This is a genomic window from Streptococcus infantis (genome assembly GCF_047463655.1).
Lineage (GTDB): Bacteria > Bacillota > Bacilli > Lactobacillales > Streptococcaceae > Streptococcus > Streptococcus infantis_Z.
The window spans coordinates 1-12293 of sequence record NZ_JASHDM010000003.1 but is presented as its reverse complement, the minus strand read 5'-3'; the positions used below and the strand labels follow the sequence as shown (position 1 = coordinate 12293).

At 40.7% G+C, this 12293-nt stretch carries 10 protein-coding genes and 1 tRNA gene; 10 read left to right on the top strand and 1 reads right to left on the bottom strand.

Annotated features, from left to right (window positions below; genetic code table 11):
• Positions 1-12 precede the first annotated feature (12 nt).
• Entirely contained in the window at positions 13-2538 is a 2526-nt protein-coding gene (gene mprF, locus QM877_RS03780) for a bifunctional lysylphosphatidylglycerol flippase/synthetase MprF (RefSeq protein WP_414317640.1), read from the top strand.
• Between the two features lie 225 nt (positions 2539-2763).
• Here the strand turns inward: mprF and QM877_RS03775 are convergent, their stop codons facing one another.
• Complete coding sequence (locus tag QM877_RS03775; protein WP_414317639.1) at positions 2764-2898, bottom strand: HAD hydrolase family protein; 135 nt, start codon at positions 2896-2898, stop codon at positions 2764-2766.
• Between the two features lie 97 nt (positions 2899-2995).
• On the opposite strand from QM877_RS03775, the gene QM877_RS03770 reads away from it, so the two are divergent.
• The 9 genes from QM877_RS03770 (at position 2996) to QM877_RS03730 (ending at position 12092) form a co-directional block, all read left to right on the top strand.
• Positions 2996-3760, top strand: a complete 765-nt coding sequence (locus QM877_RS03770) for a nucleoside phosphorylase (protein WP_414317638.1) — start codon at positions 2996-2998, stop codon at positions 3758-3760.
• A 32-nt stretch (positions 3761-3792) separates the two neighbouring features.
• Positions 3793-5172, top strand: a complete 1380-nt coding sequence (locus QM877_RS03765) for a TrkH family potassium uptake protein (RefSeq protein WP_414317637.1) — start codon at positions 3793-3795, stop codon at positions 5170-5172.
• A gap of 13 nt (positions 5173-5185) precedes the next feature.
• The gene (locus QM877_RS03760; RefSeq protein WP_414311050.1) at positions 5186-5851 is read left to right on the top strand and encodes a potassium channel family protein; all 666 of its coding nucleotides are present in this window, start codon (positions 5186-5188) and stop codon (positions 5849-5851) included.
• Between the two features lie 156 nt (positions 5852-6007).
• Positions 6008-8602, top strand: coding sequence for an SSURE domain-containing protein (locus QM877_RS03755; RefSeq protein ID WP_414317636.1), 2595 nt, complete (start codon positions 6008-6010; stop codon positions 8600-8602).
• A 123-nt stretch (positions 8603-8725) separates the two neighbouring features.
• Positions 8726-9421 (top strand): response regulator transcription factor, encoded by a 696-nt coding sequence (locus QM877_RS03750; protein ID WP_414317635.1) that lies wholly within the window; start codon positions 8726-8728, stop codon positions 9419-9421.
• Positions 9421-10473, top strand: coding sequence for a sensor histidine kinase (locus QM877_RS03745; protein ID WP_414317634.1), 1053 nt, complete (start codon positions 9421-9423; stop codon positions 10471-10473). Before QM877_RS03750 ends, QM877_RS03745 begins: the two co-directional genes overlap by 1 nt.
• A gap of 192 nt (positions 10474-10665) precedes the next feature.
• Positions 10666-11277: a 30S ribosomal protein S4 gene (gene rpsD, locus QM877_RS03740; protein ID WP_000092756.1), complete on the top strand. Its 612-nt coding sequence runs from the start codon at positions 10666-10668 to the stop codon at positions 11275-11277.
• A 205-nt stretch (positions 11278-11482) separates the two neighbouring features.
• Positions 11483-11947: a sigma-70 family RNA polymerase sigma factor gene (locus tag QM877_RS03735; protein WP_414317633.1), complete on the top strand. Its 465-nt coding sequence runs from the start codon at positions 11483-11485 to the stop codon at positions 11945-11947.
• A gap of 73 nt (positions 11948-12020) precedes the next feature.
• Positions 12021-12092 (top strand) — tRNA-Glu (locus QM877_RS03730).
• The last annotated feature ends 201 nt before the right edge of the window (positions 12093-12293 follow it).

The following is a 12293-nucleotide window of genomic DNA, read 5'->3' as shown; positions in this document are numbered from 1 at the left end:
TAGAGTTTGCAAATGCTTTTGAATTGGCTTAAAAAATGGCAAACACTTATCAAACTCGTTTTATTTCTATCTATTACTAGTCTAGTTATTGTAGAGATAACTAGACTTTTTAAAACAATTTCGTTTGATAAGATTAAAGAAATACTGGGAGGACTGTCTCCACTAAATGTCATCTGTTTAGCATTGTTTGGTTTTATGGCCGTTGCGCCAATGATCATCTATGATAGAATCTTAAATCAAGAGCTTCATCAAAAACAAAAAATTTCTTACTTACTCGAAACTAGCTGGACTATTAATAGCTTGAATAATATGATTGGTTTTGCCGGTTTGGTGGATGTTGGTTTACGATATTCTTTCTATGGAGATGAAGAACGACCTGAAAAAAGTATGCAGGGGATTTCTCGTGTCATTCCTTATTTCATGAGTGGATTCTCACTGTTTGCTCTAATCAGCTTAGTTTTAACAGGGTTATTCCCTGTATCAATTGGGATTAAACAGTATTGGCCAGCTCTTTTAGGAGCTAGTCTCTATCTTCCAATTGTACTATTTGTTTCAAATAGAAAAAATTGGGCTTATTTTGGTCAGCTGAGTGGAAGAACAATTTTATCATTAGTATTGGCTTCAGCTCTTGATTGGGCTAGCATCATTGGTTTTTTCCTTTTAGTTGGATCTGTTTTAGGGTTTCATTTACCGATTTATGACATCATCCCCCTTTTTATGATTGCCATTACAATCGGAATTATGTCAATGATTCCTGGTAGTCTAGGTAGTTTTGATTTAATTATGTTATCTGGTTTAGTTGGCCTTGGGATTGATAAGACTCAGGCACTAAGTTGGTTACTTTTATTTAGGTTATTCTATTATATTCTTCCTTTTGGTTTAGGAGTTGTTCTATTCTTGAAAAATATGGGTGGACGACTTAATGAGAAGTATTTAGGAATTCCACACAAGGTCATTGAGACTTTATCCACTATTGTATTAGTTTGGGGTTTACGACTTTTTGGCTTCTTTTTTATCGTTTCAGCTATAGTTCCTCAAGAATTAGAGCATCTTCCTTTGCTTAAAGATCTTGCAACTAGTACTGGTCAGTTTGTTTTTCAACTTCCTAGTATCCTTCTCGGTGTTCTATTCTTTCTGCTAGCAAGAATAGTCAAACGACGATTGAAATTTACCTTAGCACTTACGACTGGACTAGGTTTGGTTAGCCTTGTTTATTTGAATATTGGTTCTTTTTCTTTAATAAGTAGTATTTTCTTAATCAAACTTTTATCTCTCATTTGGTGGAAGAAAGATACATTTGTTCGCAGGCATTATATCTATGTTTGGGAAGATTGTTGCAAAGATATTATTTATATTGGTGGAACGCTCTTTTTGACACTAGTTTTGCTAGGGCATTTGAATCCTCATCATGTGTTTCAGTTAAACCATTTCTCTCACGTAATGACACATTGGCTTTATCTTCTTAGTGTGTCCCTTGTTTTGGTGTCTCTATATGTGTTGCTTCTTCGTAAAAGTAATCAATTCAAAGGGGAAATTGGAGAAAGCTTTGATAAGCAACGTTATCAAGATTTTGTTAGTACAATACCAAATCTCAATTTAGATTCGGCCTTAGCTTTTTTAGGTGATAAATACTTATATTGGTACCAGGAGGATGGCCAAGACAAAGTGGTGTTCCAATTTGCAATTGAAAACAACAAGTATGTTGTCATGTCGGATCCACTAGCGCAGTCGGGCTATTTAGAAAAAGGCTTATCACAGTTTTTAGAAGATGCAGAGGCTGCAAATGTGGCTATTATTTTCTATGAAGTCAACCAAGAAACGACTCTATTACTTCATGAATATGGGTATGACTTTATGAAATTTGGTGAGAATGCTCAGGTGCCATTAGAGAGTTTTACAATCGAAGGGAAACATGGGAAGAAATTTAGAACGATTGTTAATAAGTTGGAGAATAAGGGATATCAATTTCAAGTTTTAGAACCTCCCTTTGATGAGGATTTGCTAAACGTACTTAAAGAAATATCGGATAGCTGGTTAGATGGCCGCCAAGAAAAAGGTTTTTCACTTGGTTACTTTGATGAAAAGTATATTCAACTAGCACCAATCGCACTTGTAAGGGATAAGGATGATAACGTTCAGGCTTTTGTTACTTTTTTAGCAAGTAACGGACCTGAAGAAGCCAGTATTGATTTGATGCGCTACCACTTAAGGACAGCACCTGATGGTATCATGGATTATCTTTTTGTAAACTTATTACTTTATTTTAAAGAAGAAGGAGTTATCTTCTTTGATTTAGGTATGGCACCCTTGTCAAATGTAGGAACTGAGAAACATAGTTTCTTACAGGAAAAAGTGGCTTATCTCATCTATGCTTTTACCAATCGCTTTTATTCCTTTAGTGGTCTTAGACAATATAAACAAAAGTTTAAGCCAATCTGGGAATCGCGCTATGTTGCATACCCCCGTGATACATGGTTGATACTAGATATGCTAGCCATTTATAGAGTTGATAATCGAAAAGTAAAGAAATTATCGTAATGCATATTTATTTTGGTGAATATAAAAAGATTTTCTATTTTTTGTATGACTGCTGAGAGTAGGCAATTAGTTTAAGTTCGTTCAATCTTGTTGAAACAGTATTACAAGGTATTCGGTTAAAATATGACTTGAACACTTTGAAAATTAAACTGCACTCTAGGATTAGACTGAAAAAATTTAACTGTGGTGTGCAGTTTAATGATATAGTTCTATTTTAAATTGTTTCTAAATCAGCACATAAGTCTCAACCGCTTGCCCAGCTCCGTTTTCATTGTTGGTCTTTGTCACAAAGGCTGCTCCATCTTTCACTTCTTGAGGAGTGTTGCCCATGGCAACACCAATTCCAGCTTTTTTGAGCATAGGGGGTCATTGCCTTAAGATAAGTTTTTTATTTAGGCTTCACCTTGACTTTCTTTCTGCTTTTGATACAATAGTAAAAATTTAGAGGAGGTGTTCTATGATTCAGAAACACGCTATTCCTATTTTAGAGTTTGATGACAATCCTCAAGCAGTTATCATGCCCAATCACGAAGGCTTAGATTTACAGTTGCCAAAGAAGTGCATCTATGCATTTTTGGAGGAGGAGATTGACCGCTATGCTCAGGAAGTAGGAGCAGAGTGTGTCGGCGAGTTCATTTCTGCCACTAAAACCTATCCTGTTTATGTCATGGACTACAAAGGTGAAAAAGTTTGTCTAGCCCAGGCTCCGGTTGGTTCTGCACCAGCCGCCCAGTTTATGGATTGGTTGATTGGTTACGGTGTGGAGAAAATCATCTCTACCGGTACTTGTGGGGTGCTTACTAATATAGAAGAAAATGCTTTTCTAATTCCAGTAAGAGCATTGCGTGATGAAGGAGCTAGCTACCATTATGCGCCACCCTCTCGTTATATGGATGTTCATGTAGAAGCTGTTTCTGCCATCGAGCAAGTCTTGGAACAACTAGGTGTCCCTTACGAAGAAGTCATGACCTGGTCGACAGACGGATTTTACCGAGAAACCGCTGAAAAAGTTGCCTATCGTAAGGAAGAAGGTTGTGCAGTTGTAGAGATGGAGTGTGCAGCTCTAGCGGCAGTGGCTCAACTTCGTGGAGTTATCTGGGGTGAGTTGCTGTTTACAGCAGATTCCTTGGCAGATCTTGATAACTATGACCAGCGCGATTGGGGTGCGGAGGCTTTCGAAAAGGCGCTAGAACTCTGTCTTGAGATCGTTAGTCATATGTGAGTATTCTCAGTTTTTTGTGGTACAATGTAGCTATGTTATTAAAATCAATTGTTGAAAAAATAAATACCACTTTGGGGCGTTTATCACCTGCTCGGCGAATCTTTTTAAGCTTTGCTTTAGTTATTTTTCTAGGTTCCCTCCTGTTGAGTCTACCACTCGTACAAGCTCCAACATCTCATGCCGGTTATTTTGATCATTTGTTTACAGCTGTATCCATGGTCTGTGTGACAGGACTGTTTACCTTACCTGTCGCTTCTACCTACAATGTTTGGGGGCAGCTGATTTGTATGGTCTTGATTCAGATTGGTGGTTTGGGGCTCATGACCTTTATAGGAGTCTTCTATATTCAAAGCAAGCAAAAGCTAAGTCTTCGAGGTCGTGAAACGATTCTGGAGAGTTTTAGTTTTGAAGAAACTCAGTCTTTGAAGGATTTTCTACGTTCCATCTTTTTTACAACTTTTTTAGTAGAAGGTTTAGGAGCCTTTCTACTGAGTTTTCGTTTTATCCCCGAGTTTGGCTGGGGGCGAGGGATTTTAACGTCTATCTTCTTGGCGATTTCAGCTTTCTGTAATGCTGGATTTGATAATTTTGGAAGTACGAGTTTGCTAGCCTTTCAGACAGATCCTTTGGTTAATCTAGTGATTGCGGGCTTGATTATTACAGGTGGTCTAGGTTTTATGGTCTGGTTTGATCTAGCCACTCAATTGGGAAAGAAGAAAAAACGCCGTCTTCGTTTCCATACTAAGCTAGTCCTCTTCTTAACAGCGGGGATTTTATTTGCTGGAACAGTTTCAACCCTCTTGATAGAGTGGAACAATTCGGGAACGATTGGAAATCTTAGCTTCCCGGATAAATTGCTGGTTAGCTTCTTCCAAACTGTTAGCATGAGAACAGCAGGTTTTGCTTCTATTGATTACACTCAAGCTAGACCTGTTACTTTGCTGATTTATATCTTACAAATGTTTCTCGGTGGAGCACCTGGAGGAACCGCAGGAGGACTTAAAATCACGACCTTCTTTGTTTTGTTGGTATTCGCACGCAGTGAGTTTTTAGGGTTACCTCATGCCAATGTAGCACAGAGAACGATTGAACCTCGGACAGTCCAAAAATCATTCAGTGTCTTCATTATTTTTTTATTGACTTTTCTGGTTGGCTTGATTTTACTAGGAATAACAGCAGAAGGGAATCCGAAATTTATCTATCTGATGTTTGAAACAATTTCAGCGCTTGCCACGGTTGGAGTAACTGCTAATTTGACACCAGAATTAGGCAAATTAGCTCTCAGCATTGTCATGCTACTGATGTTTATCGGACGAATTGGGCCACTGACGCTATTAGTCAGTTTGGCTGAGTATCGACCAGATAAGAAAGATATGATTCACTATATGAAAGCAGATATAACCATAGGATAAGAAAGGATAAACTATGTCAGATCGGACAATCGGAATTTTAGGTTTGGGTATTTTTGGGAGTAGTGTTCTGGCTGCTCTCGCTAAGCATGATGTAAATATCATAGCCATTGACGACCATGAGGAACGAATCAATCAATTTGAACCGGTCTTAGCGCGTGGCGTTGTTGGTGACATCACAGATGAGGACCTCTTGCTATCAGCGGGGATTGATACTTGTGATACAGTAGTCGTCGCAACTGGTGAAAATCTAGAGTCTAGTGTTCTAGCAGTCATGCATTGCAAGAGTCTGGGTGTACCGACTGTTATTGCTAAGGTTAAAAGCCATACAGCAAAAAAAGTCCTTGAAAAAATAGGTGCAGACTCAGTTATTTCACCAGAGTATGAGATGGGACGCTCTTTGGCACAGACGATTCTCTTCCATAATAGTGTAGATGTCTTTCAGTTAGACAAGAACGTCTCCATTGTCGAAATGAAAGTTCCTGTATCATGGGTAGGAAAGAGCCTTAGCCAATTAAATCTTAGAGGACGGTACAATCTCAATATCCTCGGTTTTCGTGACTACGAAAATGCTCCCTTAGATGTTCAGTTTGGCCCAAATGACTTACTAAGATCGGATACCTATATCATGGCGGTTATTAATAACCAATATTTGGATACTCTAGCAAGCCTCAGTGAGTAGAAGAGGAGTGACTATTCTTTTTTCAACGACTATTGAGTCAATATAAGTATTTTATAAGAGGGATTTAAGAAAAATTTTAACTTTTTCTTAATCCTTTTTAATTTTAGGAGATTATACTAGAGTCATCAAATAAAGAAAAACTCTAAGGAGAATCCTATGAAATTCAATCCAAATCAAAGATATACTCGTTGGTCTATTCGCCGTCTTAGTGTCGGTGTTGCCTCAGTTGTTGTGGCCAGTGGCTTCTTTGTTCTGGTCAGTCAACCAAGTTCTGCACGTGCCGATGTGGTCAATCCGACCCCTGCTCAAGTCGTGCCAGATGCAGATTCGGTGAGTGCAAAGAGCGACTTACCAGCAGAACTTCTCAAAGAAGCAGTCGATACAGCTCTTCCTTCAGAACAGGCAGATTCAGCACCTAAAGCAAGCTTGGATTCTACAAGCTCACCAGAAAAAGTGGATGTAGCTGATAAAGACCAAGTAGTAGTACCCAAAGAAGAAGTGCAAGTAAAACCAGAATCTAAGAAAGAAGCAGAAGATGCGGTTAAACCTGCGACAAATCCTGCTCCTGCAGTTATTGGACAAGACCGTGAAGTAAGTGAAGCTCAACAAGCAACCACCCCTGCTGAAGTTCAAAAAGGTGTGGCTGAAAACACCAAAGACACAGTAGATGTTCCAGCTACTTACTTGGACAAGGCTAACTTCCCAGGTCCATTCACAGCCGGTGTTAACCAAGTAATCCCATACGAATTCTTCGCTGGTGATGGGATGTTGACTCGCCTTATCTTGAAAGCCTCAGACAAGGCTCCATGGTCAGACAACGGCTCAGCTAAAAATCCAGCTCTTCCACCAGTAGAGAAATTGGGCAAAGGCCTCTACTTCTACGAAGTGGATTTGGCCGGTACTCAAGGTAAAACAGATAAAGAGCTTCTTGACCTCTTGAAACAAAACGGCACTCAAAGCTATAAAGCTACTATTAAAGTGTATGGTGCGAAAGATGGCAAAGCAGATTTGAGCAACCTAGTAGCGACTAAAAATTTGGATGTCAACTTGAACGGCTTGACCACCCCAGCTGAAGTTCAAAAAGGCGTGGTTGATAATACCAAAGACACAGTAGATGTCCCAGCTACTTACTTGGACAAGGCTAACTTCCCAGGCCCATTCACAGCCGGCGTCAATCAAGTCATTCCATACGAATTCTTCGCAGGTGATGGTATGTTGACCCGCCTCATCTTAAAAGCATCCGTTAAGGCTCCATGGTCACACAACGGCTCAGCTAAAAATCCAGCTCTCCCACCAGTAGAGAAATTAGGCAAAGGTCTCTACTTCTACGAAGTGGACTTGGCAGGCACTCAAGACAAATCAGACAAAGAGCTTCTAGACCTCTTGAAACAAAACGGTACGCAAAGCTATAAAGCTACTATTAAAGTGTATGGTGCAAAAGATGGCAAAGCAGATTTGAGCAACCTAGTAGCGACTAAGGATTTGGATGTCAACTTGAACGGCTTGACCACTCCAGCTGAAGTACAAAAAGGTGTGGCTGAAAACACCAAAGACACAGTAGATGTCCCAGCTACTTACTTGGCCAAGGCCAACTTCCCTGGCCCATTCACAGCCGGAGTCAACCAAGTCATTCCATACGAATTCTTCGCAGGTGATGGTATGTTGACACGCCTTATCCTGAAAGCTTCTGACAAGGCTCCATGGTCAGACAACGGCTCAGCTAAAAATCCTGCCCTTCCACCAGTAGAGAAATTGGGTAAAGGTCTCTACTTCTATGAAGTGGATTTGGCCGGCACTCAAGGTAAATCAGATAAAGAGCTGCTTGACTTGTTAAAACAAAACGGCACTCAAAGCTATAAAGCAACTATCAAAGTGTACGGTACAAAAGATGGCAAGGCCGATTTGAGCAATCTTGTAGCGACAAAAGATTTGGATGTCAACTTGAATGGCTTGACTACGCCTGCTGAAGTTCAAAAAGGAGTGGCCGACAACACCAAAGACACAGTAGATGTCCCAGCCACTTATTTGGACAAAGCCAACTTCCCAGGCCCATTCACAGCCGGAGTTAACCAAGTCATTCCATATGAATTCTTCGCTGGTGACGGTATGTTGACTCGCCTTATCTTGAAAGCATCCGACAAGGCCCCATGGTCAGACAATGGTTCAGCTAAAAATCCTGCTCTCCCACCAGTAGAGAAATTGGGCAAAGGTCTCTACTTCTATGAAGTGGATTTGGCCGGTACTCAAGGCAAATCAGATAAAGAGCTTCTTGACCTCTTGAAACAAAACGGCACTCAAAGTTATAAAGCTACTATCAAGGTGTACGGCGCAAAAGACGGCAAGCCCGACTTAACTAATCTGGTAGCGACTAAGGATTTGACAGTAAACTTGAATGGACATCAGTCTCTTACTCCGATGAACTCGCAAATGCCAGCTGCTAGTCAGGATAAGATGATGCCTAACAAAGAGCAGGATAAAACCATGAATGCTAGCCAGCCTATGGAAACACCAAGCATGAAACAAGATCAAGCTCCAGCAGCCTCAAGAAAAATGTCTGATGAAGGCAAGATGGCAGCTAATAACAAGGCGTCAAATCCAATGATGGCTGATAAAATGAAAGGCCGAAAAGACATGCTTCCATATACTGGTGAAGCCCAAACATCAATGTCTGCTATTGGATTCTTTGGACTCGCCTTGGCTGGACTGCTGGGTGGTCTCGGTTTGAAAGCTAAAAAAGAGGAAAATGACTAGTCTAGCTACAGACTTTCTATCTAGGATTTGAAAAATCCAGATAGCGATTAGAATGTTCGTAAAGCGATTAAAATAGTGTTATACTATTGTGGTATAGCACTGTTTTTTTCAAAGGAGAGACAGATGGGAAAGACAATTTTACTCGTTGACGACGAGGTAGAAATCACAGATATTCATCAACGCTATCTGGTTCAGGCAGGGTATCAGGTTTTGGTGGCTCATGATGGAGTAGAGGCCTTAGAAATCTTCAAGCGAAAACCGATTGATTTGATTATTACAGATATCATGATGCCTCGGATGGATGGTTATGATTTGATTAGTGAGGTCCAGTATCAATATCCGGATCAGCCTTTTCTCTTTATTACGGCTAAGACCAGTGAGCAGGACAAGATTTACGGTCTGAGCTTAGGGGCAGATGACTTTATTGCCAAGCCTTTTAGCCCACGTGAGCTGGTTTTGCGTGTCCACAATATCTTGCGTCGCCTTCATCGTGGAGGTGAGACAGAAGTAGTCAGTCTTGGGGATTTACGGATGAATCACGGTAGCCATGAGGTCCAAGTTGGAGATGTGGCGCTTGACTTGACAGTCAAATCCTTCGAACTTCTATGGCTTTTAGCTAGTAATCCAGAGCGGGTTTTTTCTAAGACAGACCTCTATGAAAAGGTCTGGCAAGAAGACTATGTGGATGATACCAATACCTTGAATGTTCATATTCATGCTCTTCGACAGGAGTTGGCTAAACATGCCAGTGCAGAAACGCCTACTATCAAAACTGTCTGGGGCTTGGGCTACAACATTGAGAAAGCACGAGGTAGTTAATGAAATTAAAAAGTTATATTCTAGTGGGGTATATCATTTCAACACTCCTAACGATTATCGTAGTTTTTTGGGCAGTCCAGCGAATGTTAATTGACGAAAGAGAGATTTATTTCCTAGTGGGAATGACTCTCATGGCAAGTTTTGTTGGTGCTGGGATTAGTCTCTATCTCCTATCACCAGTCTTTACTTCATTGGGTAAACTCAAGGAACATGCCAAGCGAGTAGCGGACAAGGATTTTCCTTCAAATCTGGAGGTTCAAGGGCCTGTAGAATTTCAGCAGTTAGGGCAAGCCTTCAATGAAATGTCCCATGATTTGCAAGCGACCTTTGATTCCTTGGAAGAAAGCGAACGAGAAAAGGGCTTGATGATTGCCCAGCTTTCGCATGATATCAAGACTCCCATCACCTCTATCCAAGCGACGGTAGAAGGAATTTTGGACGGAGTTATCAAGGAAGGAGAACAAGCCCATTATCTAGCAACCATTGGACGCCAGACCGAAAGGCTTAATAAACTGGTTGAAGAGTTGAATTTTTTGACCTTAAACACAGCTAGAAATCAGGCAGAGACGACTAGTAAAGACAGCATTTTTCTGGATCAGCTCTTGATTGAGTGTATGAGTGAATTTCAGTTCTTGATTGAGCAGGAGGAGCGAGATGTCCACTTACAGGTGATTCCAGAGTCTGCCCGGATTGAAGGAGATTATGCCAAACTTTCTCGCATCTTGGTGAATCTGGTCAATAACGCTTTTAAATACTCAGCTCCAGGAACCAAGCTGGAAGTGGTGGCTAAGCTGGAGAAGAACCAGCTTTCAATCAGTGTGACCGATGAGGGGCAGGGAATTGCCCCAGAGGATTTGGAGAATATTTTCAAACGCCTTTATCGTGTCGAAACTTCGCGCAATATGAAAACGGGTGGTCATGGCCTAGGCCTTGCGATTGCGGGTGAATTAGCCCATCAATTAGGTGGAGAAATCACAGTTACCAGCCAGTACGGCCTAGGAAGCACCTTTACCCTCCTTCTCAAACTTTCTAGTAGTGAAAATAAAGCTTAACCCCTTTACAAATCCAGCCATTCATGGTAAAATGGACTTTGTGTGAAATATCAGCAGGGAAGCATGAAGCTCGTCAACAGGTGTCTTATGATAAGTAACCTTGGCTGTTTAGGCGAAGGGCATCTGCACGAATCAGGGCTTTCTAAGTGACTATTTCCACCGAAATATTATTTATATCAGGAGGACATTTACATGTCACGTTATACAGGACCATCTTGGAAACAAGCTCGTCGCCTTGGCCTTTCACTTACAGGTACAGGTAAAGAATTGGCACGTCGTAACTACGTACCAGGACAACACGGACCAAACAACCGTTCTAAATTGTCAGAATACGGTTTGCAATTGGCTGAAAAACAAAAACTTCGTTTCACTTACGGTGTAGGTGAAAAACAATTCCGTAACTTGTTCGTACAAGCTACAAAAATCAAAGGCGGAATCCTAGGTTTCAACTTCATGCTTCTTTTGGAACGCCGTTTGGATAACGTTGTTTACCGTCTTGGTCTTGCGACTACTCGTCGTCAAGCTCGTCAATTCGTAAACCACGGTCACATCCTTGTTGACGGAAAACGCGTTGATATCCCATCATACCGTGTAACTCCAGGTCAAGTGATCTCAGTTCGTGAAAAATCATTGAAAGTTCCAGCTATCCTTGAAGCAGTAGAAGCAACTCTTGGACGTCCAGCATTCGTATCATTCGATGCTGAAAAATTGGAAGGTTCATTGACTCGCTTGCCAGAACGCGACGAAATCAACCCAGAAATCAACGAAGCACTTGTCGTTGAATTCTACAACAAAATGCTTTAATTTTAAGAAATATCTTACAGAAAGCCTACAACAGTGGGTTTTTTGCTTTACCTGAAAATTAGACTGTGAAAAACTAGTCACCTTTATGTGAATTACAAACTTATAATCCATAACATTACAGACTCAAAAAAACACAAGACAGAAACCAAAGCTCTTCTTTCCCCCTTTCTCTGCTATACTACAAGCAGAGAAAGGGGGAAAGTAAATGTTTGAAAAGTATTATGATAAGGTAAAGGGAATTGTTCATAGATGTAGAAAAGACTACTATCTCCACCTGTGGGAGAAAGAGGATTGGGACCAAGAAGGCATGATTTGTCTCCATGAACTTCTAGAACACCATCCAGAACTAGTGGAAGAAGAAAAGAAACTCTACGTCTACTTCAAAACAAAATTTCGCAATCGAATCCTTGATAGTGTCAGAAAACAAGAGAGTCAAAAACGTCGCCTAGACCGAATGTCCTACGAAGAAGTAGGGGAGATTAGCCATCGCCTACCAGAAGGAGGTTTATGGCTGGATGATTATTATGCCTTTCATGACTTGTTAGGTAATTATAGAAGAAAGTTGCCCCAAGATAAGCAAGAAGCCTACGAACGTCTATGGGCAGACGAACGATTTAAAGGTCGCAAAGCCCTTCTCAGAGAGCTGAAGGAATTAATTCAGGAGAAATGAAAAAAAGTTTAAAAAAGGTGTTGACAAAGTAAGAAAAGTCGGTATAATAGTAAGAGTTGAAAATAACAACTCCGGTCCGTTGGTCAAGGGGTTAAGACACCGCCTTTTCACGGCGGTAACACGGGTTCGAATCCCGTACGGACTATAGTATGTTACAGATGAAACACTAGATGAAAAAAATTAAAAAAGTTTCAAAAAAGTGTTGACAAGCGAAAGCGACTGTGATATACTAATATAGTTGTCACTTGAGAGAAGTGAGTGACAAAGACCTTTGAAAACTGAACAAGACGAACCAATGTGCAGGGCACTACAACTAAGGTTGTAGTACTGAACAATGAAAAAACAA